Annotated in this window: 20 protein-coding genes; 11 read left to right on the top strand and 9 right to left on the bottom strand. The window is 64.0% G+C overall.

The genetic code is table 11. The features are described 5' to 3' along the window. Positions 1-113 precede the first annotated feature (113 nt). Both CNX70_RS19700 and CNX70_RS19705 read left to right on the top strand, forming a co-directional pair. Positions 114-707, top strand: a complete 594-nt coding sequence (locus CNX70_RS19700) for a chromate transporter (protein ID WP_096236327.1) — start codon at positions 114-116, stop codon at positions 705-707. Then, entirely contained in the window at positions 704-1,288 is a 585-nt protein-coding gene (locus CNX70_RS19705; protein ID WP_096236329.1) for a chromate transporter, read from the top strand. Before CNX70_RS19700 ends, CNX70_RS19705 begins: the two co-directional genes overlap by 4 nt. Position 1,289: 1 nt before the next feature. On the opposite strand, the gene urtE is transcribed toward CNX70_RS19705, so the two are convergent. From urtE to CNX70_RS19735, 6 genes are all read right to left on the bottom strand, one after another. After that, positions 1,290-1,988 (bottom strand): urea ABC transporter ATP-binding subunit UrtE, encoded by a 699-nt coding sequence (gene urtE, locus CNX70_RS19710; RefSeq protein ID WP_096236331.1) that lies wholly within the window; start codon positions 1,986-1,988, stop codon positions 1,290-1,292. Positions 1,989-1,990: 2 nt separating this feature from the next. After that, positions 1,991-2,821, bottom strand: a complete 831-nt coding sequence (urtD, locus tag CNX70_RS19715) for an urea ABC transporter ATP-binding protein UrtD (protein ID WP_096236333.1) — start codon at positions 2,819-2,821, stop codon at positions 1,991-1,993. Then, the gene (gene urtC, locus CNX70_RS19720; RefSeq protein WP_096236335.1) at positions 2,818-3,933 is read right to left on the bottom strand and encodes an urea ABC transporter permease subunit UrtC; all 1,116 of its coding nucleotides are present in this window, start codon (positions 3,931-3,933) and stop codon (positions 2,818-2,820) included. The genes urtD and urtC overlap by 4 nt, the downstream gene beginning before the upstream one ends. Next, positions 3,930-5,513 (bottom strand): urea ABC transporter permease subunit UrtB, encoded by a 1,584-nt coding sequence (gene urtB, locus CNX70_RS19725; protein WP_096236337.1) that lies wholly within the window; start codon positions 5,511-5,513, stop codon positions 3,930-3,932. The genes urtC and urtB overlap by 4 nt, the downstream gene beginning before the upstream one ends. Positions 5,514-5,601: 88 nt before the next feature. Next, positions 5,602-6,855, bottom strand: coding sequence for an urea ABC transporter substrate-binding protein (gene urtA, locus CNX70_RS19730; protein WP_096236339.1), 1,254 nt, complete (start codon positions 6,853-6,855; stop codon positions 5,602-5,604). A gap of 186 nt (positions 6,856-7,041) precedes the next feature. Continuing rightward, positions 7,042-7,830, bottom strand: a complete 789-nt coding sequence (locus CNX70_RS19735; RefSeq protein WP_096236341.1) for a DUF4349 domain-containing protein — start codon at positions 7,828-7,830, stop codon at positions 7,042-7,044. Positions 7,831-8,126: 296 nt separating this feature from the next. Here CNX70_RS19735 and CNX70_RS19740 point away from each other — a divergent pair, with 296 nt between their 5' ends. From CNX70_RS19740 to CNX70_RS19750, 3 genes are read left to right on the top strand one after another with little or no spacing between them, the layout of a single operon-like run. After that, positions 8,127-8,705, top strand: coding sequence for a DUF2760 domain-containing protein (locus tag CNX70_RS19740; RefSeq protein WP_096236343.1), 579 nt, complete (start codon positions 8,127-8,129; stop codon positions 8,703-8,705). Continuing rightward, a complete protein-coding gene (locus tag CNX70_RS19745) occupies positions 8,702-10,573 on the top strand; it encodes an Hsp70 family protein (RefSeq protein ID WP_244198881.1) in 1,872 nt (623 codons plus the stop codon). Before CNX70_RS19740 ends, CNX70_RS19745 begins: the two co-directional genes overlap by 4 nt. Positions 10,574-10,575: 2 nt before the next feature. Continuing rightward, positions 10,576-13,347, top strand: a complete 2,772-nt coding sequence (locus CNX70_RS19750) for an Hsp70 family protein (protein ID WP_096236345.1) — start codon at positions 10,576-10,578, stop codon at positions 13,345-13,347. Positions 13,348-13,371: 24 nt separating this feature from the next. Here the strand turns inward: CNX70_RS19750 and CNX70_RS19755 are convergent, their stop codons facing one another. Both CNX70_RS19755 and CNX70_RS19760 read right to left on the bottom strand, forming a co-directional pair. Continuing rightward, complete coding sequence (locus CNX70_RS19755) at positions 13,372-14,940, bottom strand: CHASE2 domain-containing protein (RefSeq protein ID WP_096236347.1); 1,569 nt, start codon at positions 14,938-14,940, stop codon at positions 13,372-13,374. A gap of 79 nt (positions 14,941-15,019) precedes the next feature. After that, positions 15,020-16,216 carry a serine hydrolase domain-containing protein gene (locus CNX70_RS19760; protein WP_244199191.1) on the bottom strand — a complete coding sequence of 399 codons (1,197 nt, stop codon included), beginning with the start codon at positions 16,214-16,216 and terminating at the stop codon, positions 15,020-15,022. 368 nt (positions 16,217-16,584) lie between these two features. On the opposite strand from CNX70_RS19760, the gene CNX70_RS19765 reads away from it, so the two are divergent. Both CNX70_RS19765 and CNX70_RS19770 read left to right on the top strand, forming a co-directional pair. Beyond that, the gene (locus CNX70_RS19765) at positions 16,585-17,727 is read left to right on the top strand and encodes a sigma-54-dependent Fis family transcriptional regulator (RefSeq protein ID WP_096236351.1); all 1,143 of its coding nucleotides are present in this window, start codon (positions 16,585-16,587) and stop codon (positions 17,725-17,727) included. A gap of 143 nt (positions 17,728-17,870) precedes the next feature. Then, positions 17,871-19,679 carry an NAD(P)/FAD-dependent oxidoreductase gene (locus tag CNX70_RS19770; protein WP_096236353.1) on the top strand — a complete coding sequence of 603 codons (1,809 nt, stop codon included), beginning with the start codon at positions 17,871-17,873 and terminating at the stop codon, positions 19,677-19,679. 129 nt (positions 19,680-19,808) lie between these two features. Here the strand turns inward: CNX70_RS19770 and CNX70_RS19775 are convergent, their stop codons facing one another. Next, complete coding sequence (locus CNX70_RS19775; RefSeq protein ID WP_096236355.1) at positions 19,809-20,375, bottom strand: YceI family protein; 567 nt, start codon at positions 20,373-20,375, stop codon at positions 19,809-19,811. Between the two features lie 273 nt (positions 20,376-20,648). Here CNX70_RS19775 and CNX70_RS19785 point away from each other — a divergent pair, with 273 nt between their 5' ends. From CNX70_RS19785 to CNX70_RS19800, 4 genes are all read left to right on the top strand, one after another. Beyond that, positions 20,649-20,888, top strand: a complete 240-nt coding sequence (locus tag CNX70_RS19785) for a hypothetical protein (RefSeq protein WP_157751177.1) — start codon at positions 20,649-20,651, stop codon at positions 20,886-20,888. Beyond that, positions 20,888-21,346: a YbaN family protein gene (locus CNX70_RS19790; RefSeq protein ID WP_096236361.1), complete on the top strand. Its 459-nt coding sequence runs from the start codon at positions 20,888-20,890 to the stop codon at positions 21,344-21,346. Before CNX70_RS19785 ends, CNX70_RS19790 begins: the two co-directional genes overlap by 1 nt. A 324-nt stretch (positions 21,347-21,670) precedes the next feature. Further along, positions 21,671-22,480 (top strand): methionine ABC transporter ATP-binding protein, encoded by an 810-nt coding sequence (locus CNX70_RS19795; protein WP_096236363.1) that lies wholly within the window; start codon positions 21,671-21,673, stop codon positions 22,478-22,480. Further along, positions 22,473-23,147, top strand: a complete 675-nt coding sequence (locus tag CNX70_RS19800) for a methionine ABC transporter permease (RefSeq protein WP_096236365.1) — start codon at positions 22,473-22,475, stop codon at positions 23,145-23,147. Before CNX70_RS19795 ends, CNX70_RS19800 begins: the two co-directional genes overlap by 8 nt. Positions 23,148-23,157 lie beyond the last annotated feature (10 nt).

Consider the following 23,157-nt stretch of genomic DNA (forward strand, 5'->3'; position numbering starts at 1 on the left):
GATAAACTCACGATGTCAATGGCAGGGAAACATGAGCCACAGTTTTTTTCTTGCAGGCACAACTGGAGCCGAAAGCGATGGACAAGCGCAATCGGCCACGGCGATAATCAGCCATGCCCTCATCCCCCCTTGCCGCCCTCCCGCCCGACCTGCCCCGTCCGCAACCGGCCTCGCTGGCCGACCTGTGCTTCTCGTTCACCTGGCTGGCCTTGCAGGGGTTCGGCGGCGTGCTGGCCGTGATCCAGCGCGAAATGGTCGAGCGCAAGCGCTGGCTGACGCAGGAAGAATTTCTGGAAGACTGGGCCGTGGCGCAAATCATGCCCGGACCGAATGTCGTCAACCTGTCGCTGATGGTGGGCGGGCGCTATTTCGGCTTGCGCGGCGCGCTGGCGGCGCTGGCCGGCATGCTGGCCGTACCCCTCGTCATCGTGCTGCTGCTCGGTGTGCTGTACACGCGCTTTGGCGACAACCCGCAGATGGCGGGCGCCTTGCGCGGCATGGCCGCCGTGTCGGCCGGCATGATCGCCGCCACGGGCGTGAAACTGGCGACCGCGCTGATCAAGCATCCGCTGCCCCTGTGGCTGACCTTGTCCATCTGCGCGCTGGGCGTGCTGATGGTGGCCGTGCTGCGCTGGCCCCTGCTGTACATCCTGCTGGGCCTGGGCGGCATCGGCTGCCTGCTGACGTATCGAAAGCTGTCCGCATGAATCCGCCACTGCAACTGGTGCTGAGCACGGGCGACTGGCTGAACCTGTTCGGCCACTACCTGATGCTGTCGCTGATGTCGATCGGCGGCGCCATCTCCACCACCTCCGAAATGCACCGCTTCCTCGTCGAGCAGCATGGCTGGCTGACGCAGGCGCAATTCAATGAATCGATTGCCATCGCGCAAGCCGCGCCCGGCCCGAACGTGCTGTTCGTCGCCCTGATGGGCTGGAACGTGGGCATGAATGCGGGCAGCTACACAGCCGCGTACCTGGGCGTGCTGGTGACCATGGTGGGCATCATGCTGCCCAGCACCACCCTCACCTACGTGGCAGCCCAGTGGGGCTACCGCAACCGCGACCTGCGCCCCGTGCGTGCCTTCAAGCAAGGCATGGCGCCCATCGTCGTCGCCCTGCTGATTTCCACGGGCATGATTTTGGGCGGCGCCAATCACGACCTCCGCACGGACTGGCCCCTGTGGAGCCTGTCCATCGTGGCCAGCCTGATCATCTGGCGCACGAAGATCCATTTGTTGTGGCTGCTGGCGGCCGGCGCCGTACTGGGCTGGCTGCAGCTGGTGTAAGCTACACGGCCAGGTGCCGCTTCACATCGTCACCATCCATCTGTTCCGCCGTGCCGCTGGCCACCACACTGCCGCGCGACAGCACGATGAAGTCGTCGGCCAGTTCGCGGGCAAAATCAAAATACTGTTCGCACAGCACGATGGCCATGTCGCCACGCTGCTTCAACAAGGCAATGACACGGCCAATATCCTTGATGACGGAAGGCTGAATGCCTTCCGTGGGCTCGTCGAAGATGATCAATTGCGGTTCGGCCAGCAGCGCGCGGGCGATGGCCAACTGCTGCTGTTGCCCACCCGACAAATCGCCGCCACGCCGCTGCAGCATCTCTTTTAATACCGGAAACAACTCATACACGTGGGGATCGATGCGCGAGGCTTGCCTGCCCCGCTTCACCGCCATACCCATCAGCAAGTTTTCCTCGACCGTCAGGCGCGCAAAGATGTCGCGCCCCTGCGGTACGTAGGCGATGCCCAGCTTTGCCCGCGAATGCGGCGCCAGCTTCGTGATGTCGCGCCCGTTAAAGGCCACCGTGCCCTGCGCCACGGGCAGCACGCCCATCAGACATTTCAACAAGGTCGTCTTGCCCACGCCATTCCTGCCCAGCAAGGCCAGACACTCGCCCTTGCGCGCCGACAGGTTGATGCCGCGCAAGGTGTGCGAGGAGCCATAGTATTGATTTAACTGTTGCACTTCGAGCATGGTTACCTCCCCAGATAGACTTCGATGACCCGCTCGTCGGCTTGCACTTCGTCCATGCGGCCCTGCGCCAGCACGGCACCTTCATGCAGCACGGTGACGATGCCTTGCTGGGCAATGTCCGTGACGAAACCCATGTCGTGTTCGACTACCATGATCGAATGCTTGCCGCGCAATTCATTGAGCAACTCCGCCGTGCGCGCCGTTTCCGCGTCCGACATGCCGGCCACCGGTTCGTCCAACAGGATCAGCTGCGGCTCCTGCATCAAGAGCATGCCGATTTCCAGCCACTGCTTTTGCCCGTGCGACAGCAAGCCAGCTGGCCGCGCCTCGTGGCCGTTGAGGCGGATCAAACGCAATATGGCTTCGATCTTGCCTGCCTGCTCCGACGTGAGGCGGGCAAACAGGGTGGGCGCCACGCGCTTGTCCATCTTCATGGCCAGTTCCAGGTTATCGAACACCGTGTGCTGCTCGAACACGGTAGGGCGCTGGAACTTGCGGCCGATGCCCGCGTGGGCGATTTGCGCTTCCGTCATCGTCGCCAGATTCATGGTCTGGCCGAACCAGGCCGTGCCGGACGTGGGCCGCGTCTTGCCCGTAATGACGTCCATCATCGTCGTCTTGCCCGCCCCGTTAGGGCCGATGATGCAGCGCAACTCGCCCACGGAAATATCGAGGCTCAGCTTGTTAATCGCCTTGAAGCCGTCGAACGACACGCTGATGTCTTCCAGATACAAAATGGCGCCATGCGTCGTATCGACGCCCTCGCCTTTCACGCGCGAATACGTGGGGCCAGCTTCGGCGCTGGCCATGCCGGGCAACATGCGGATGCTCATGCAGCCTCCTCTGCCACGACGGGCTTGCGTTTGAGCTTGCTCAACACACCCAGCATGCCTTGCTGCATGAACAGCGTGACGACGATGAACAGCAGGCCCAGCGCGAACAGCCACAGCTCCGGCAAGGCCGCCGTGAACCAGCTTTTCAAGCCGTTGACGGTGAAGGCGCCCACAATCGGGCCTAGCAGGGTGCCGCGCCCGCCGACGGCCACCCACACGACCATTTCGATGGAGTTGGCGGGCGACATTTCGGACGGATTGATGATGCCCACCTGCGGCACGTACAGGGCACCGGCGATGCCGCACAGCACGGCGGATAAGGTCCACACGAACAGCTTGAACCACAGCGGGTTGTAGCCAAGAAACATCAGCCGCGCCTCGCTGTCGCGCACGCCCTGCAGCACCCGGCCCAATTTCGAGCGGACGATGGCGCGCGCGCCCACCAGCGCCGCCAGCAGGAAGGCCAGGGTCAGCAGGAACAGCACGGCCCGGGTAGCAGGCGCCGTGACGCTATGGCCGAGGATGGTCTTGAAATCCGTGAAACCGTTGTTGCCGCCAAAGCCGGTGTCATTCCGGAAGAACAAGAGCATGAACGCATACGTCATCGCTTGCGTGATGATAGAAAAATACACGCCCTTGATGCGCGAGCGAAACGCAAAGTAACCGAAGACAAAAGCCAGCACGCCCGGCACCAGCACGACGAGGGCCATGCAGTACCAGAAATGTTCGGTAAATGCCCAGTACCACGGGTAAGTTTTCCAGTCGAGAAACACCATGAAGTCGGGCAAGCTGCTGTGGTACTGGCCCTGGTCGCCGATGGCGCGCATCAGATACATGCCGTGCGCATATGCGCCCAGGGCAAAGAACACGCCGTGCCCCAGCGACAGGATGCCCGTGTAGCCCCAGACGAGGTCCAGCGCCAGCGCGGCCAGCGCGTAGCACATGAACTTGCCCACCAGCGCCACCGTATAGGCGGACACGTGCAGCGCATGCCCTTCGGCAAACGCCAGGTTAAAAATCGGCAACAGTGCCGCCAGCACCGTGCATGCGGCAATGGCCAGCCAGACGGGCCGCGTAAACAGGCCCTGCTTTATCGGATAGGAGGTAGTCATTCGACGCTGCGTCCCTTCATGGCAAACAGGCCCTGCGGCCGGCGCTGGATGAAAATGATGATGAATACGAGAATGGCGATCTTCGCCAGCACGGCGCCCGCCACCGGTTCGAGGAATTTGTTCACTTCGCCCAGGCCCAGCGCGGCGATCACGGTGCCGGCCAGCTGGCCCACGCCGCCCAGCACCACCACCATGAAGGAGTCGACGATATAGCTTTGGCCCAGGTCCGGCCCCACATTGCCTAGCTGCGACAGCGCTACGCCGCCCAGTCCCGCGATGCCGGAACCGAGGCCGAAAGTCAGCATGTCGACCTTGCCCGTGGCCACGCCCACGCAATCGGCCATGCGGCGGTTTTGCGTCACGGCCCGCACGAACAGGCCCAGCCGAGTTTTGTTGAGGATCACCCACACGGCCACCACCACGACGACGGCAAAGCCGATGATGGCCAGGCGGTTGTACGGCAGCACCAGGCCGCCCAGCACGCTGACGCCGCCCGACATCCAGGCGGGATTGGCCACTTCCACGTTTTGCGCACCGAAGATCGTACGCACCGTCTGCATCAGGATCAGGCTGATGCCCCAGGTGGCCAGCAGGGTTTCCAGCGGCCGCCCGTACAGCCAGCGGATCACCGTGCGTTCCAGCACCACGCCCACCAGGCCGGCGACGAAGAAAGCGGCCGGCAGCGCGGCCAGCAGGTACGCCTCCTGCATGCCGGGCAGGTAGGTACGGAAAAACAGCTGGCACAGATACGTCGTGTAAGCGCCTATCATCAGCAATTCGCCATGCGCCATGTTGATGATGCCCATCAAGCCGAAGGTGATGGCCAGGCCCAGCGCGGCCAGCAGCAGCACGCTTCCCAGGGAAATGCCGTAGAACACATTGCCGGCAAATTCCATGCGCGACACTCTTCCCTTGATCTGGCGCATGGTCTCGATGGCGGCCAGCTGCACAGTCTCGTCGGGCTCCCCCCCTTTCTCCAGCATGGCTTGCAGCACGGGCAACAAGCGCGCATCGCTGCTCCCGGCCAGGTCCTGCACGGCGGCCTTGCGCGTGGCGGCGTCCGGCGCATGCAGGTTGGCGCTGGCGATCAGCACTTGCAAGATCTGTTTGATGTCAGCATCGTTTTCCCGTGCCAGCGCCGTACGGATCAGGGGTATTTGCGCGGGATCGACCGCCTTTTGCAAGGCTTGCGCGGCCGCCAGCCGTACCGTTCGTTCCGGCGCCAGCAACTGCAAGCCCGACAGCGCCCCCGCCACGGCCGCGCGCAAGCGGTTGTTGACCATCACGCCGTCGATGCCGTCGGGCAGCGGCACGTTCTGGCCGCTTGCCGGGTCATATGCATGTTCACCGTCGACGACATACACCTTGCCATCGGGCGCGGCATACAAGGCATCGTCCTGCAAGGCTTGCAGAACCTTGGCGGCCTCGGGCGTGGCCAGGGCGGCGATCTGGGCGACGGCAGCGACTCTGGTATCGGGGTCGTCGCCGGATAGCGGTTTGAGCAATTCTGGAGGGATGGCGGCCTGCGCGAACGGTGGTAGCAGGCACAGTAATAACAAAATACGACGTAGCAGACGCATGCGGAAAGACCTCTCATCGTTACTTCAGCCCAAGCGAAAATCTGGGGTCAGACCCGTCGGGTCTGACCCCGGCCTTTCTGCCGCTAACTCATAACTTCTGCTTGCCCTCATTGCCCTTGATAAACGGGCTCCACGGCTGGGCGCGGATCGGTTCCTTGGTTTTCCACACGACATTGAATTGCCCATCGGCCTTGATCTCGCCGATCATCACGGGCTTGTGCAAGTGGTGGTTCGTTGCATCCATGGTGAGGGTGAAGCCCGATGGTGCTTTCATGCTCTGGCCAGCCATGGCGGCGATCACCTTGTCCGTGTCCGTCGACTTGGCCTTTTCCACCGCTTGCGCCCACATGTGGATGCCCACATAGGTCGCTTCCATGGGGTCGTTCGTCACGACGGAACCCGCGTTCGGCAACTTTTGCGCCACCGCATACGTTTTCCACTGCTTGATGAAAGCCGTATTCACGGGATTCTTGACGGATTCAAAATAATTCCAGGCCGCCAGGTGACCGAGCAGCGGCTTGGTATCGATGCCGCGCAGCTCTTCCTCACCCACGGAAAACGCGACGACGGGTACATCCGTGGCTTTCAAGCCCGCATTGCCCAGCTCCTTGTAGAACGGCACGTTGGAATCGCCATTGATGGTGGAAATGACGGCCGTCTTGCCGCCCGTGGAAAACTTCTTGATGTTGGCGACGATGGTTTGATAGTCGGCGTGGCCGAACGGCGTGTAGACCTCGCTGATGTCGCTATCCTTGACCCCTTTGCTTTTCAGGAAGGCGCGCAAGATCTTGTTGGTGGTGCGCGGATACACATAGTCCGTACCCAGCAGCACGAAACGCTTGGCGCCGCCGCCATCCTTGCTCATCAGGTATTCCACCGCCGGGATCGCCTGCTGGTTCGGCGCGGCGCCCGTATAAAACACATTCTTTTCCAGCTCCTCGCCCTCGTATTGCACGGGGTAAAACAGCAGGCTGTTGAGTTCCTTGAAGACGGGTAAAACCGACTTGCGCGACACGGATGTCCAGCAGCCGAACACGACAGCTACTTTATCCTGCGCCACCAGTTGCCGCGCTTTTTCCGCGAACAGGGGCCAGTTCGACGCGGGATCGACCACCACGGCTTCCAGCTTCTTGCCCAGCACGCCACCCTTGGCATTGATCTCGGCGATCGTCATCAGCGCCACATCCTTGAGCGACGTTTCGGAAATGGCCATGGTGCCCGACAGGGAGTGCAAGATGCCCACCTTGATGGTGTCGGCGGCCAAGGCTGCCTGCATGTAAGTGGACGTGGCCAGGGCGAATGCGCCGGCGGCGGCCGCTTTCAGGATGATGCGTCGTGACATGGGGACTCCTGTGAATGATTCGTGGGGGACGGACTGGGACTACGATGTTGTTAAAGCAGAATGCATGCCAGCGCCGGCAGGCGTCCGCCATGGTGCACGCGACCAGCGCCGCACGAAAAAAAACCTGGCTGCACAAGGACTGTGCAGCCAGGTTTCAAATTGCCGTAAAAAGGTGCGCGGCAGACTTTAATCCTTGCGCGGTGTTCCTCTCAGGCGGCGCCAGCCCTTGCGTCCCAGCGGGAACAGCAGCACGAAAGCGATCAGCCACGGCAGGATATACGCCATGGCCGTGATGGCGTTGGCCACGCCTTCCGACAGGTTTTCCGTGAAGTTACCCAGCGCCCGCTTGACGGGACGCCAGAACGACTGCTTGCCTTCGGCGCTGATGGCCACGTTCAGCAAGTCCGTGTCGATGCGCTGCATCAATAGCGCATTGGCCGCCGTCGCCTGCTCCAGTTCCACTTGCACGGTGGCCAGTTCCTTGGTCACCTTGATCAAGGCATCGACGTTCGCGCCCGAGAGCTTTTCCAGGTCCTGCAATTGCGCCTGGTACTGCTTGAGCATCTCCAGGCGTTTCTTGCTGTCGAGCACGGGGCGCCCCAGGTCTTCCACCTTGGTGCCCTGGCTGGTGACGTCGCCGCCGGCCGCGACCAGCGCGACGAGCTTTTTGATGCCGGCCGGCTTGGCGCGCATGCTGATGCGCGCGTGCACGTAGCGGCCGCCGTCGATGCTGGAATCGAGCAGCAAGCAGCCGTTTTCCGTGTCGGCCTTGCAGGCGGCGACCACTTTTTCATACAGGGGCCGTACTTGCGCCTCATTCGTATCGACGCTGACATTGTGTTCATAGGCAAGAAACTCGCTGCCCTTTTCCTTGCCATCGAGACGCGCAGCGCTGGACTGGCCCGCGCTCTCGCCCTTGCCGCCGCAACCGGCCAGCAGCATCAGACCGAACAGACATATGGATAAATTTTTCATGATTTCTTTCTGGGGATTATCATGGCAACAAGGTCAGGCGAAAAGTTAATGCGCGATTCTAGTCGAAACGGCACGAAATCGAGCGTTTCCTTGCGCAGGAACAAAGAAAATCCATGCGTCAGGCTGGCTGCGCCGGGGCCGGCGGCTTTGGCGGCGGCCCGGTAGCTGGTATCATGCGGGCAAACGCAGCCGGCCCGATATGTACGACGGGCCCGGCACATGCACTACCCTGCGAAGCGGCCCCGCCACCCGGCGCGCCGCCGACGCCACCCTACAGATCAGAGAAACGAGTTCCTATGAGCACACCATCGTCCCACCCATCGTTCTGGCGCCGCGTCCCGCTGGCTTTCGGCGCCTTCTTCAGCACCCTGTCGGACGCCGCCTATGCGGCCCGCGTGGAAAAACTGTCCTTGCCCGAGGTGGCGCCGGTGGCCCCTGCTCCTGCGCCTGCCCCCGTGCCAACGCCGGCCGCCGCGCCCGTCATATTAAAAGAAGCCACGCCGGACGCCGCCCTGCAATTGCTGGCCCTGCTGCAACGCGAAGCGCGATTGATCGATTTCACCCAGGAAAACTTGGGCAGCCATGCCGATGCCGACATTGGCGCGGCCGCCCGCGTGGTGCACGAAGGCTGCGCCAAGGTCATGCGCGAGTATTTCACCATCGAGGCCGTGCGCCAGGAAGCCGAGGGCAGCCGCATCGTGCTCCACGATGGTTTTGATTCCGCGCAAGTACGCCTGACGGGCAACGTCGTCGGCTCGGCGCCATTCACGGGCACCCTGAGCCACCGCGGCTGGCGCGCTTCGAGCGTGCGCCTGCCGAAACTGAGCGGGCAGCACGACGCCGCCATCCTGGCCCCGGCCGAGGTGGAACTGTGAACGATACCATCAACCCTGGCCCGCGCTACGCCATCGGCATCGACCTGGGCACCACCCACAGCGCCCTGTCGTATGTGAACCTGGTCGAGAGCGACGGCGAAAAGTCCAGCCACGGCGTGCTGAAAGTGCCGCAACTGTCGGCGCCAGGCACGGTAGAAGAATTGTCGCTGCTGCCATCGTTCGTGTATCTGCCGCACGCCGACGAAGTGACGGCGGGCGACCTGGCCCTGCCCTGGGTCACCGAGGAAGCCGAAGCGCCGTTCGTCGTCGGCGAAATGGCCCGCAGCCGGGGCGCCACCACGCCCATCCGTCTGGTCTCCAGTGCGAAAAGCTGGCTGTGCCACCCGGGCGTGGACCGCCGCGCGGCGATTTTGCCGAATGACGCGCCGGCCGAAGTGGCGCGCATTTCACCGATCACGGCCGCCACGCGCTACCTGACGCACTTGCGCCAGGCCTGGGACAACGCCCACCCGCAAGCGCCGTTCGCGCAGCAGGAAATCACCGTCACCATCCCCGCCTCGTTCGATCCGGCCGCGCGCGAGCTGACGATGGAAGCGGCGCAGGCGGCCGGCTACACCTCGCTGACCCTGCTGGAAGAGCCGCAGGCAGCCCTGTACAGCTGGATCCAGACCAGCGAAGGACGCTGGCGCAAGGAAGTCAAGCCGGGCGACATCATTTTAGTCGTCGACGTGGGCGGCGGCACCAGCGACTTTTCGCTGATCGCCGTGCTGGAACGCGATGGCGTGCTGGAACCGCACCGCGTGGCCGTTGGTGAACACATCCTGCTTGGTGGCGACAATATGGATCTGGCGCTGGCCCACCTGGTGGCCCGTAAGCTGGCCGTCAACGGCACGCAGCTGGACGCCTGGCAAATGCGCGCGCTCACTTACGGCTGCCGCAGCGCCAAGGAAAGCCTGCTGGCCGACAGCGGCCTCGATGTGGCACCGATCGTCGTGCCGAGCCGCGGCTCGAAACTGATCGGCGGCTCCATCCGCACGGAACTGACGCGCGCCGAAGTGTCCACCTTCATTCTCGACGGCTTCTTCCCGCAAGTGGAAGCATCGAGCCGCCCTGCCGTGCGCACGCGCGCCGGCCTGACGCAACTGGGCTTGCCATATGCGCAGGACGCGGCCATCACGCGCCACCTGGCGGCGTTTTTGGGCCGGCAAGTGGCGGCAACCAGCGAACTGGAAGGCTTTGCGGGCCGCCAGTCGCAAGATGCCAGCTTCTTGCACCCGACGGCCGTGCTGTTCAACGGCGGCGTCTTCAAGTCCGACTTGCTGGTGCAGCGCATCATGGCGACCGTCAACGACTGGCTATACCTGGAAGGCGCGGAACCGGCACGCATGCTGGCCGGGGCCGACCTGGACCTGGCCGTGGCGCGTGGCGCGGCCTACTACAGCTACGTGCGGCGCGGCCATGGCGTGCGCATTCGCGGCGGCACGGCCAGCGCCTTCTATGTGGCCATCGAATCGGCCATGCCGGCCATTCCCGGCATGGAACCGCCGATCCAGGCCCTGTGCGTGGCGCCGTTCGGCATGGAAGAAGGCAGCGAACTGGAACTGCCAGGCCAGCAATTCGGCCTGGTGGTGGGCGAGCCCGTACACTTCCGCTTCTTCGCCTCGTCCACGCGGCGCAACGACCAGATCGGCGACTTGCTGGACTTCTGGGGTCCCGATGAATTGCAGGAGCTGAGCGAAATCCAGGCGACGTTATCGGCCGAAGGCCGCTCGGCTGGCGACGTGGTGCAGGTGAAATTGCACGCACGCGTGACAGAAGCGGGCACGCTGGAGCTGCTGGCCGTTTCCCCTGACGGCGCCGAGCGCTGGAAAGTGGAATTCGACGTGCGCGGCACGCCGCAGCCATAAACATGCGCAGCGCTGTGGGCAAGCCGGCCTTCCTGGTCGGCATCGACCTGGGCACCACCAACACGGTGGTGGCGTATGCGGCGGCTGGCGATGCGCAGGCAGAAATCAACCTGTTCGCCATCGAGCAGCTGCTCGCTCCCGGCGAAGTGGGCGCACGCCCCCTGCTGCCCTCGCTGCGCTACCACCCTGCCCCTGGCGAACTGGCGGCGGGCGACTTGCAGCTGCCGTGGCCACAGGGCGATGTCACCAGCGCGGAACACCCCGTGCTGGGCGCCCTGGCGCGCCAGCTCGGCGCGCAAGTGCCGGGCCGGCTCGTTTCCAGCGCGAAGAGCTGGCTGTCGCATGCGAACGTGGATCGCCAGGCGCCGATTTTGCCATGGGGTGCCGACGCCGACGTGGCCAAGGTGTCGCCCGTGGCGGCCAGCGCCAGCTACCTCGCGTATGTGCGCGCCGCGTGGAATCACCGCTTCCCGGATTCTCCGCTCGAAGAGCAGGAACTGGTGCTGACCATCCCTGCCTCGTTCGACGAGGGTGCGCGCGCACTCACACTGGAGGCAGCCCGCCTGGCGGGCTTGCCCACCTTGCGCCTGGTGGAAGAACCGCAGGCCGCCTTTTATGATTATTTGCAGCGCAGGCGCACCACCTTGCGCGACGACCTGGCCAATACGCGCCGCATTCTAGTCTGCGACGTGGGCGGCGGCACCACCGATTTCAGCCTGATCGACGTCGCCTTCGATGACGATGGCGAACCCCAGCTCACACGCAGCAGCGTGGGCAACCATTTGATACTCGGCGGCGACAATATGGACCTGGCGCTGGCCCACCTGGTGGAAACGCGCATGGCGGCAGGCGTCGAAGGTGGCATGAAGCTGTCCGCCGCGCGATTGTCGCAGCTGATGGAGCGCTGCCGCGCCGCCAAGGAACTGCTACTCTCCAGCGACGCACCAGACAAGGCCAGCGTAACCCTGCTGGGCGCCGGCTCGCGCCTGATAGGCGCCAGCCGTTCCGTCGACATCACGCGCGAGGAAGTGGCGGCCCTGGTGGTCGATGGCTTTTTCCCGAAGGTGGAACTGGGCGATACGGCGAAAAAAGGCCGCGCCGGCATCGTCGAATTCGGCTTGCCGTATGCGCAGGACGCGGCCATCACGCGCCACCTGGCCAGCTTTTTGCAACAGCATCAAGGCGCACTGCCCGACACCTTGCTGCTGAACGGCGGCGTGTTCCGCGCCGACGCGCTGGCGCGCCGCCTGGCCGACACGCTCGCGCACTGGCGGGGTCAGCCCCTCACCATCCTGCACAACGAAAATCCCGACGTGGCCGTGGCGCGTGGCGCCGTCGCCTACGCGCTGGCCCGACGCGGCCAGGCGCCGCGCATCGGCGGCGGCTCGCCGCGCAGCTATTTTCTCGTGCTGGGCGAGGCGGGCAAGGAACACCGCGCCGTATGCATCCTGCCCCGTGGCAGCGCCAGCGGCGAAGAAATCCGCCTGAGCGAGCGGCTGTTCGCGCTGCGCCTGGGCCGGCCCGTGCGCTTCCACCTGGCCACTTCCCTCGCTGAAGCAGAAGCGCCGCCCAAGCTGGGCGAGCTCGTCGACCTGGACGCGGGCGAGTATCTGCGCCTGCCGCCGCTGGCCAGCGTGCTGCATGATAAACAGGATGCCGGCGACAAGCGCGACATCACCGTGCAACTGGCGACAGTCATGACCGAAGTAGGGACTTTGGAAGTGCACTGCGTAGCCGCAGCCGATGCCGGCCAGCGCTGGCTGCTGGAATTCCAGTTACGGGGCGAAGAGGAAAACCACGCCGTAACGTCCACTGCCTTGCCGCGCGTGAAGGAAGCCATCGAAAAAATCGAGCGCATCTTCGGCGGCAAGGCGCAAAAGGTCGACACCAAGGAAGTGCGCCAGCTGCGCCAGCACCTGGAACGGGGGCTGGGCGGACGCGAAAGCTGGGAAACGCCGCTGCTGCGCCAGCTGTTCGACGCCTTGCTACAACGCGCGCGTGGCCGGCGCCGCTCCGCCGAACATGAGCGTGTCTGGCTGAACCTGGCCGGCTACTGTTTGCGTCCCGGCTATGGCGACGCGCTCGACCCGTGGCGCATCGAGCAACTGTGGGCCCTGTTCGACACGGGCATCCAGCACCACAAGGACAACCAGGTGTGCGCCGAATGGTGGACCCTGTGGCGCAGGGTGGCCGGCGGCTTGAGCACGCAGCAGCAACTGCGCCTGCTCGACGACTTCGCCTTCAACCTGCAAGCCGATGCGGCCCAGCGCGGCAGCCGCCCCGTCACATTGGTCGACGGCAGCGATGACGACATGCTGCGCCTGGGCGCCTCGCTTGAGCGCATCCCCGGTGCCTACAAGGCCGAAGTGGGCGCCTGGCTGATCAAGCGTCTGCAGAAGGCGGATAGCGAAGCGGCGGGTACGAATACCCTGTGGGCGCTGGCCAGGGTCGGCGCGCGCCAGCCCTTCCACGGCAGCGCGCACGAAGTGGTCGACAGCGACACCGTGGCCGAATGGCTCACCATGCTGCTGGCGCTGGACTGGAAAAAGGTGGAGCCGGCGGCGTTTGCCGCCACCCACCTGGCGCGCATGACGGGCGACCGCTCGCGCGACATCGCCGACGACTTGCGCGCCACCGTGTTGGCGCGCCTGAAAGCCGCCGGCGCCCCGCACCTGTGGCAAGCGATGGTCAGCGAAGTGACGCAGCTGGACGAAGCTGTTACCCGCCGCATGCTGGGCGAGGCGCTGCCGCCGGGCTTGAAACTGATCGGCTGATCGGCATCAAGCGCAGCTGCCCCCCTACACCAGCGCCACCACCAACAGCAGCACCGCCAGCGGCGCCTGCACCAGCACGATGCCGGGATGCGTGCGGCGCAGCTGGGCCCACACAGACAGGCCGGGCACTTCTTCGTGCGGGTGGTGGGCTTCGTCGCGCAGCGACATCGCGTGCAGGAACATGCCGGCGATCAGGGGGCCGGGGTTGACCCACCAGCCCTGCTCCAGCAAGCCGCGCGACAGGTAGATGGCCAGCGCGCCGATGACAAACGGCGAGGCCCACACCAGCACCAGCATCAGGCGGATGCCATAGAATTCAAACAAAGTACCCAGGCGGTGCAGGCGGCTGAAATCGTGGCCTTCCATGCGCGTGTCGATGGCCAGTTCGGCGCGGCCGTACAAGGTCCACAGGCCGCCGAACAGGCAGCCCAGCAGCACGCCGATGACGATGTCGGCCACGAACACCGCATATTTGTTGACGTCGGCCGTACCGATGCCCAGCGAGGTGTGGGCGGCCGCGTGCAGGTGCAGGCCGGCCTGTTCGCCTTCGGCCGTCGTATAGCGGTCGCGCACGTCATAGGTGCTGCCGATATACACAACGTTCTTGCGTAGTGCATTCGCCGCCACGCCGGCCAGGCCATCGATCAGTTGGACGCGCGTGCGCGTGGGGTTCAGGAATGGCGGCGCCACGGCGGCCGGGTGAAACGGCGCCGTGACGGCGTTCTGCTCCGCCGCATCCTTCGCGTCGCCGTGGATGACGGGCTCGAACGCCCAGCGCGCCAATTCCTTTTCACTGTCCGTGCGCCGCGCCAGCTGGCACACGCGGCCGGCCAGCGCCAGCCCTTCCTTTTGCTGGGACAATGCGGCCGGCATCGGTTGCTGCTGCTCCTGCTCGTCGGCGCCATGCGCCAGCTCGAAGGCCACGGCCGCCAGCACGGGGCTTTTCAGCTCGATGCGCGTGACGGCGCCCATGCGTTCGCGGATCCGCGGGCTGGCGAAGTGAATGCCGGCCGCGCAGCGCGCGCGTATCCACGGCAGGTTCGCGTTCTGGTCCGATTGTTCGGGCAGGATCAGCACCAGTTGCCGGCCATCGGCGGCCAGCTGGTCGAGCAGGCGGTCCAGCGGCCGCTCGCCCGCCTTGTGCTGTTCATACACGGCCGGCGCCAGGTCCAGGTCGATGGCCAGCACCTTGCTGCCGCGCGCGGCAGCACTCGCAATCAATTGCTCCAGGCGCGAGCGCTCCAGCGGTTCGCGTTCGTCGAAGACCTGTTCGAACGCGGGCTGGTCGATTTCGATGATGCCGGGCCGGTAGGCGGCGCCCGGGTCCTTGCCCCGCTCCAGCAGCTGCCCCTGTTCCGCGCTGGCGCGCAGCATGGCCGCATCGAGCCATTCAAGCACGTGAAAACCTTCCAGCACCAGCATCAGCGCGGCGATCAGGCTGGCGCCGATCACGTGGTGCAGCAGATGCGTGCCCGTCAGCTTGAAGGCCGAGCCAAGCTGGGCAACCGGCCACAGCAGGCGCCGCCAGAGCGGCGGGCGCGGTTGATCTGGCGAGCTGGTTTCCACGGTGTGCTTCCCTTGCGTGCGCTGCATGAATTACTATTCAGGCAACAATTAGTGACGAAAGGACAGTGTATTCCAGTTGTGCCCAGCCCGCCGCACGGCTGGCAGCCTATTTCGGCTTGGCCAACAGCAGCTTGCCCAGCGCTTCGAAGGCCGGCGTGGTGGTCGGATCGTTGGCCGCATTAGCCGCCGTCGGCGTCGAGGCGAAGCGCACGATCACCATTTCCGCCTTCGGATCGACATAGATGCGCTGGCCGTACACGCCGCGCGCCATGTAGGCGCCATGGTCGTTATGCGTGACCCACCACATGTCGCGGTAGCTCCAGCCCTTGAGCAAATCATAGCCGCCCTTGGCGAACAGCTGCTTGTCGCCGCCGCGGCGGATATCGTCGACTGCCGCCTTGGGCAGTATCTGCTGGCCGTTGTAGCGGCCATCGTTGCGCAGCATCTCGCCGAAGCGGGCCAGGTCGCGCAAGCCCGCATTCAAGCCGCCGCCGGCAAACGGCGTGCCCGTCGAATCGACCGTCATGTAGGCATCCTGCTCGGCGCCCAGCTTTTGCCAGACGCGCTCGGACAGATAGTCGTTGACGTTCTGCCCCGTGACGCGGGCGATGATCCAGCCCAGCACGTCGGAGTTGACGGTGCGGTAGCCGAACGCCTCGCCGTGCCGGCCTTCGTGCTGCACCGTTTGCAGGTACTCGAAATAGCTGCGCGGCCCCGTGTAATCCTTCGGCTTGGGCAGCGGGCTGCCGGCCGCCGCGTGCTGCCACACTTCCGCTTTCGGGTCGGCGTAATCTTCGCTGAATTTCAGGCCCGTGGTCATGTCGAGCACCTGGCGCACGGTGGCGTCGCCAAACGCCGACTTGGCCAGTTCCGGTACATACTCGGCCACTTTCTTGTCAGGATCGAGCTTGCCTTCGGCCACCAGCGCCGCGCCGATGGTGCCCATCACGGACTTCGTCACCGACATGGCGCCATGCTGGCCGCTTTCCTTCAGCACGCCAAGGTAACGCTCATACACGATGCGGCCCCGGTGCAGCACCACGATGCCGTCCGTGTAGTTGGCACCCAGCGACTGCTCCCAGGTCATCGCGTCCTTCGCGCCCAGGGGCGTGAAGCGCAGGCTGTCGATATCCTTGCGCAGCGCGCGCGGCAGAGGCACAGGCGCCTTCAAGCCGCGCGCGACGTCCACCGTCGGCATCAACTGGCGGAAGTGCGACACGCTCCAGCGCAGCTGGGGGAAATTGAAATAGCTGCCATCGTCGAAGCGGATGATTTTATCGGCCGGCGGCGGCGCGCCCACCATCCATTGCAGGCTAGCCGGATCGCTGGCGGCGGCCGACAGCGGCGTGGCAGCCACCTTGCTCGTCTCGGCTGCGTGCGCACCGGCGGCCAGCGCCAGGCAGGCGGCAGCCAGGGCCAGGCGCTGGATTTGTGGCAATTGTTTCATGCGATGCTCTCCCGTCATGGTTGACACCGACAATGGCGTTCACTTCATGCCTGAATGCTAACAGAGAAACTTTTTAATCTTGTTCCACGGCATCCTATTGTGCGGCCTCATACGCTGAGACAAACGTCTCAGGTGCACGCCATGCTGCAGCGCAGGATGCGCCATCCCCGCCTTCATGCTACAAACAGGCAACCATACAAAATATCGAGACACCGGAGAGCACCATGCCCTACGTCCGCCAGACCAGCCATATCGAGCGCGTGCGCGACCTGATCGCCGGCCGTATCGTCAATCCTGGGGCCGACACGGCCAGACTGGCCTCGTCGTACCGGCGCTCGCTGGACGACTACCGGCTCGACCCCGCCTCCACCACGGGGCCGCGCATCCTGACGGGTGCCGAACTGCGCGCCATCCAGCAGTCAGAAGAAAATTTTCTGCGCTCCACGGGCCAGTGCCTGCCGCGCCTGCACGCCATGGTGCGCGAAGCGGGCTACTGCGTCATCCTCGCCAATGCGCGCGGCGTGACGATCGACTACGTGGTCGACACGGACCAGCGCAAGGACTTCAAGAAGGCCGGCCTGTATCCAGGTTCGTGCTGGTCGGAAGAGGAAGAAGGCACGTGCGGCATTGCCTCCGTGCTGCTCGACCAGGAAGCCATCACCGTGCACAAGAGCGACCATTTTCGCGCCGCGTTCACGGGCCTCACCTGCAGCGCCGCGCCGATTTTTTCGCCGCACGGCGACTTGATCGGCGTGCTCGATGCGTCGGCCTTGAACTCGCCCGACGCGCGCGACAGCCAGCGCCTGGTGAAACAACTGGTGCGCCAGGGCGCGACCCTGATCGAGGATGGCTTCTTTCTCAAGTCCTACAGCCATTGCTGCATCCTGCTGGCGCACCGCAACCGCCACTTCGTGGAAGTGCAGCCGGAGATGCTGCTGGCCATCGACGAGCATGGCGACATCGTCGCCGCCAACGGCTGCGCGCGCGACATCATCGGGGGGCTCGACACCCTGCCGCGCCCCATCGCCGAGGTGCTGGAAGTGCGCGCCGAGCGGCTGTTCGACGCGCGCGCGGGACACAATCTGCTGTCGCTGCGCCTGGCTGGCGGCAGCACCTGGCTGCACGCCCGCGTGCGCGCGCCGCTGCGCCAGGCCAGCGCGCGCCTGCGCGCCACACGCGAGGCGCCCGTCGCGGTCGGCGTACCGGAATACACGCCGCCGGAGCTGGCCGAGCGCACGCGCATCGTGCACGCCATGAACGCCGCCAAATGGCATCCGCTGCAGGCGGCCGCCATGCTGGGCGTCTCGCGCGCCACGCTGTACCGGCGCCTCAAGCACTTGAAAATCGTGGCGCCGCACCGCCAGTGAGGCATCCGGCAAGCTGAGATTTCCGTCTCATATTCCGCCATGCTGCGCTGCAGGATGCGGGGCCAGAACGCCAGTGTTACAACATCGTCAGCGGCAACACAGCCGCATCCCATCATAAAGTCAGCAGACTTGGAGGAGACACGATGCAAACCGATAGCAACCCGCACGACCTGGCAGTGGCCGGCATCCTGGAGCAGCTCGAAGGCTGTCTTCGCGCCAGTGACAGCACGGGCGCAGCACAGCTGTTCGAACCAGACGGCTACTGGCGCGACCTGGTGCTGTTTACCTGGAACCTGAAAACCCTGGAAGGCCGCGAGCAGATCGCCGCCATGCTGGCCGCCCAGCTGGGCGCCGTGCAGCCCGTTTCCATCCGCATCGCCGACGGCGAACATGCGGTGGAAGCGGGCGGCGTACTGCAAAGCTGGATCACGGTAGAAACGAACGTGGCGCGCGGCGTGGGCTTCATCCGCATCCGCGACGGCAAGATCTGGACCCTGCTCACCACCATGAGCGAATTGAAGGGTTTTGAAGAAGCCAAGGGCGGCCGGCGGCCCATGGGCGCCGAACATGGCGCGCGCACTGACCGCAGCAGCTGGCTGGAACAGCGCGAGCAGGAAGCAAAGGAACTGGGCTACGCGCGCCAGCCCTACTGCGTCATCATCGGCGGCGGCCAGGGCGGCATCGCGCTCGGCGCGCGGCTGCGCCAGCTGAACGTCCCCACCATCATCATCGAGAAAAATGCGCGTCCCGGTGACAGCTGGCGCAAGCGCTACAAGTCCTTGTGCCTGCACGACCCCGTCTGGTACGACCACATGCCGTATATCCCATTCCCCGACAACTGGCCCGTCTTCACACCGAAGGACAAGGTCGGCGACTGGCTGGAGATGTACACCAAGGTGATGGAGCTGAACTACTGGGGTTCGACGTCATGCGAATCGGCCAGCTTCGACGCAGCCAGCGGCGAGTGGACGGTGCAAGTGCTGCGCGATGGCCAGCCCGTCACCCTGAAACCGAAACAGCTGGTGCTGGCCACGGGCATGTCGGGCAAGGCGAACATGCCGAAGTTCAAGGGCATGGACGTGTTCCAGGGCGAGCAGCAGCACTCGTCGCAGCATCCGGGGCCGGACGCGTATGCGGGCAAGAAGGTGGTGGTGGTCGGCGCGAACAATTCCGCGCACGATATCTGCGCCGCCCTGTGGGAAGCGGGCGTGGACGTGACCATGGTGCAGCGCTCGTCGACGCACATCGTCAAGTCCGATTCCTTGATGGACCTGGCCTTGGGCGACCTGTATTCGGAACGGGCACTGGCGGCCGGCATGACCACAAACAAGGCCGACCTGACGTTCGCCTCGATCCCCTATAAAATCCTGGCCAACTTCCAGAAACCCGTCTTCAAGGCCATCCGCGAGCGCGATGCGGACTTTTATGCGCGCCTGGAAGAACGGGGCTTCATGCTCGATTTCGGCGACGACGATTCCGGTCTGTTCATGAAATACCTGCGCCGCGGCTCCGGCTATTACATCGACGTGGGCGCCTCGGAGCTGGTCGCCGAAGGCAAGATCAAGCTGAAAAGCGGCGTCGGCGTGCAGGAGCTGAAAAGCCATTCCATCGTGCTGTCCGACGGCACGGAACTGCCGGCCGACCTGGTGGTGTACGCCACCGGCTACGGCTCCATGAATGGCTGGGCGGCCGACCTGATCTCGCCCGAAGTGGCCAACAAAGTGGGCAAGGTATGGGGACTGGGTTCGGCCACGACGAAGGACCCGGGTCCGTGGGAGGGTGAGCAGCGCAATATGTGGAAGCCCACGCAGCAGCAAGCGCTGTGGTTCCACGGCGGCAACCTGCACCAGTCGCGCCACTATTCGCAGTACTTGTCGCTGCAGCTGAAAGCGCGCATGGAAGGTTTGAACACGCCCGTGTATGGGCAGCAGGAGGTGCATCACTTGTCGTGATCGTAACCAGCAGGGCGAAAAAAAGCGGCGGGCTTTGGCCCGCCGCTTTTTCAATTTCACCCCAAGAGCAAATACTGGGGTCGGACCCTCAGGGTCCGACCCCGGCAGTGCAGATTTTGGGTTTAAAAATTACTGCTTGATCGCTTCGATAGCGAAAGTCAAGGTCACATCATCGCTGACGGCTGGCGCATATTTGCCGGCGTTGAATTCCGAGCGCTTGATCTTGGCCGTGGCGTTGGCGCCGCAAGCGTCTTTCTTCAGCATCGGGTGCGGTGCGCAGGCGAACGAGGTGACGCTCAGTGTCACTGGCTTGGTCACGCCTTTCAGGGTCAGGTTGCCTTCCACGGAGGCCAGCTTGTCACCGTCGAAATTGAACTTGGTCGATTTGTAGGTGGCGACCGGGTACTTGGCCGTGTCGAGGAAATCTTCACCCTGGATGTGCGAGTTGAACAGGGTCGAACCTGTGTCGACGGACTTGGTGTCGATCAGCACTTCGACGGCGCCCGTCTTCGCGGCGCGGTCCAGCGTAACCTTGCCGGTGGTGTTATTGAAACGGCTTTGCTGCGTCGAGAAGCCCATGTGGGTGTACTCGAAACGGGGGAAAGTGTGGCTGCCATCGATGACATAGACTTCAGGCGCGGCAACGGCGGACAGCGAGAAGCCGGCGGCGGCGATAAAAGCGAGCAGTTTTTTCATTGTAGATTCCTGATAGAAAGTGGAGGATGTCAAAACCGCAAGCAGCTGCAAGCGAACGACGCATGCGGCTGATTGTCTGGCTTCAGTTACAACAGATTATGCATGGCATGAAGATCGATGTAAAACGCAAAATATACCTAGTTAGTATCGATAAAATCGATAATAACAACGATGATGTCCACAACAGCGCCTTCTGCTGCCGATTATTGTCTGCATTGCCCAAAATATCCAGCGTTATCCGGCGCCGCAGCATGCATTAAATGAGAATGATTCTTGTTATTATTCTATGGGATGAGTATCATCGCGGCCTTGGCGCGCATGCAGCGTCGCCTTGATTCATCCATAATAGAGCCAAAAGCAGAGCCAAAAGCAGAGCCGAAAACAGAGCAGAACCCAGAGCAGAAAAACATGACGGACACCCGCCACACCCGCCACGCTATGCGCACCTTGAACGCCCATCCTGCCGCCTTCCCGCTCCGCAGCCAGGGCTTGAGCGCCCGCGCCTTCGCCTGATGCAGGAGCCGCACGCCCAGGCGCCACTGCGCGAAGCGCACGGCGTGCGTCTGCGCCGCTGGGCCTGGACCGCTGCCGGCGCCCTGATGGTGCTGCTGGGGATCATCGGCGCCATGCTGCCCGTCATGCCGACGACGATTTTCCTGATCCTCGCCCTGGCCTGCTTCAGCCGCGCCTCGCCGCGCCTCGAGCACTGGCTGCTGCAGCATCCCCGCTTCGGCCCGCCGCTGCGCCAGTGGCGCGAACACCGCGCCGTCTCGCGGCGCGGCAAGGCCATGGCTTGCCTGGGCATGGCCATCGGCTTTGTCGCCATGTGCCTGGGCCATCCGCCGTGGTGGGTCATCGCCATGGTGGGCGCCATGGAAATCGCCGTCCTCATCTACCTGTTGCGGCGGCCCGAAGGCCCTGCCGCCAGCGGAGCAGAATCTGCCCGCGAAGAGGACCATGGCAGGCAATAAACGGCCCTGCCTGCCTCAAAAAAACGCCAAGTCAGCCAAGCTTCACATAAAAACACCGCGATGCCCACGCAGGGCGCGTCGAACTTTTCACCAAGATGCGGCTTCGCTGCGCCAGTCCACGCGATTAAATTCGGCAATAGCGCCACTTTCCCGCTTTTTCAACTTGAAAACCGGCGCATAGACATTATTTGCATATTCAAAGCAAGATTCTGTCGTAGGAGTAATAACACGATCGGAGGTATACTACGCAACCGACGTAGCAGGCCGGGCGATTTGGCCCCTGCAAGCAAGCCTGTCACGGTCCAATAAAAAAGGAAACACTGCATGACCACACCACACCGTACGCCGGTGATTCGCATCGATGGCGCCAACAAGACCTTCGCGCTGCCCAAGGGCGAACAATTCCACGCGGTCAAATCGGTCACGCTGGACGTCTATCCCGGTGATATTTTCGGCCTGATCGGCAAAAGCGGCGCCGGCAAATCCACCTTGCTGCGCCTGATTAACCTGCTGGAGCGTCCCGACAGCGGCACCATTACCGTGGCCGGGCGCGAACTGACCCGTCTGGGCAAGAGCGAACTGCGCGACGCGCGCCAGAACATCGGCATGATTTTCCAGCAATTCAATCTGCTGCAAAATGCCAGCGTCTTCGACAACGTCGCCTTCCCCTTGAAAATCCATGGCACCGCCAAGGGCGAGCAGATCGCCGCCAGGGTCGAGGAATGCCTGGCGCTGGTGGGCTTGTCCGACAAGCTGCACAGCTATCCGGCGCAGTTGTCCGGCGGGCAGAAGCAGCGCGTGGCGATCGCGCGCGCCCTGGCCAGCCACCCCGACGTGCTGCTGTGCGACGAGCCGACGTCCGCGCTGGACGCGGAAACCACGCGCGCCCTGCTCGACACCCTGCGCGACATCAACGCGCGCCTTGGCGTGACCATCGTCATCGTCAGCCATGAGCTGTCGGTGCTGGGCGCCATCTGCAACCGCGTCGCCGTCGTGGAAAACGGCGCCATCGCCGAACAATTCGATTTGAGCGACACGGCCACCCCGCGCAAGACGGCGCTGGGACGCGAGCTGGCGTATTACGGCACCGAGGCGTTTGAAGCCACCGCATGGAAGGATGCAACACATGTTTGAAGAATCGATCAATAACGTCGTCAACCTGCTACCGGAAATCTCGGTGGCGCTGGGCCAGACCATGACCATGCTGAGCATCGGATTGAGCGCCGCCATCCTGATCGGCGGCCCGCTGGGCATTGTGCTGTTCCTCGTCTCGGAAGGCCAGTCGCTGGAAAACCGTCCGCTGTCGATGATCCTCGGCTGGCTGGTGAATACCGTGCGCAGCTTCCCCTTCATCATCTTGCTGGTCGCCCTGACGCCGTTTACACGCATCATCGCGGGTACCTCGATCGGCCCGCTGGCAGCTGCCGTGCCGCTGTCGTTCGCCGCCATTCCCTACCTGGCGCGCCTGGTGGAACAGAACCTGCGCGAAGTGCCGCGCGGCGTGATCGAGGCGGCGCACGCCATGGGCGCGTCGGAAATGCAGATCATTTTCCGCGTGCTGCTGGTGGAAGCGCGCTCCGGCCTGGTGCTGGCCCTGACCGTGTTGTCGATCAGCTTCCTGTCGTATTCGGCCGTGGCTGGCGTGGTGGGCGGCGGCGGCATCGGCGACCTGGCCATCCGCTACGGCTACTACCGCTTCGAGACGGACATCATGGTCGTCACCGTGGCCATCCTGATCGTGCTGGTGCAAACCATCCAGTTCGCCGGCACGCGCATCGCCAAGCGCCTCGACAAACGTTAATTCATATTCA

The sequence above is a fragment of the Janthinobacterium svalbardense genome (assembly GCF_002327145.1).
Lineage (GTDB): Bacteria > Pseudomonadota > Gammaproteobacteria > Burkholderiales > Burkholderiaceae_D > Janthinobacterium > Janthinobacterium tructae.

Coding starts and splice junctions, on each gene's coding strand:
- CNX70_RS19700 (WP_096236327.1), top strand. CDS start 114: ATGCCCTCATCCCCCCTTGCCGCCCTCCCGCCCGACCTGCCCCGTCCG.
- CNX70_RS19705 (WP_096236329.1), top strand. CDS start 704: ATGAATCCGCCACTGCAACTGGTGCTGAGCACGGGCGACTGGCTGAAC.
- urtE (WP_096236331.1), bottom strand. CDS start 1,988: ATGCTCGAAGTGCAACAGTTAAATCAATACTATGGCTCCTCGCACACC.
- urtD (WP_096236333.1), bottom strand. CDS start 2,821: ATGAGCATCCGCATGTTGCCCGGCATGGCCAGCGCCGAAGCTGGCCCC.
- urtC (WP_096236335.1), bottom strand. CDS start 3,933: ATGACTACCTCCTATCCGATAAAGCAGGGCCTGTTTACGCGGCCCGTC.
- urtB (WP_096236337.1), bottom strand. CDS start 5,513: ATGCGTCTGCTACGTCGTATTTTGTTATTACTGTGCCTGCTACCACCG.
- urtA (WP_096236339.1), bottom strand. CDS start 6,855: ATGTCACGACGCATCATCCTGAAAGCGGCCGCCGCCGGCGCATTCGCC.
- CNX70_RS19735 (WP_096236341.1), bottom strand. CDS start 7,830: ATGAAAAATTTATCCATATGTCTGTTCGGTCTGATGCTGCTGGCCGGT.
- CNX70_RS19740 (WP_096236343.1), top strand. CDS start 8,127: ATGAGCACACCATCGTCCCACCCATCGTTCTGGCGCCGCGTCCCGCTG.
- CNX70_RS19750 (WP_096236345.1), top strand. CDS start 10,576: ATGCGCAGCGCTGTGGGCAAGCCGGCCTTCCTGGTCGGCATCGACCTG.
- CNX70_RS19755 (WP_096236347.1), bottom strand. CDS start 14,940: ATGCAGCGCACGCAAGGGAAGCACACCGTGGAAACCAGCTCGCCAGAT.
- CNX70_RS19760 (WP_244199191.1), bottom strand. CDS start 16,216: ATGGTGGGCGCGCCGCCGCCGGCCGATAAAATCATCCGCTTCGACGAT.
- CNX70_RS19765 (WP_096236351.1), top strand. CDS start 16,585: ATGCCCTACGTCCGCCAGACCAGCCATATCGAGCGCGTGCGCGACCTG.
- CNX70_RS19770 (WP_096236353.1), top strand. CDS start 17,871: ATGCAAACCGATAGCAACCCGCACGACCTGGCAGTGGCCGGCATCCTG.
- CNX70_RS19775 (WP_096236355.1), bottom strand. CDS start 20,375: ATGAAAAAACTGCTCGCTTTTATCGCCGCCGCCGGCTTCTCGCTGTCC.
- CNX70_RS19790 (WP_096236361.1), top strand. CDS start 20,888: ATGCAGGAGCCGCACGCCCAGGCGCCACTGCGCGAAGCGCACGGCGTG.
- CNX70_RS19795 (WP_096236363.1), top strand. CDS start 21,671: ATGACCACACCACACCGTACGCCGGTGATTCGCATCGATGGCGCCAAC.
- CNX70_RS19800 (WP_096236365.1), top strand. CDS start 22,473: ATGTTTGAAGAATCGATCAATAACGTCGTCAACCTGCTACCGGAAATC.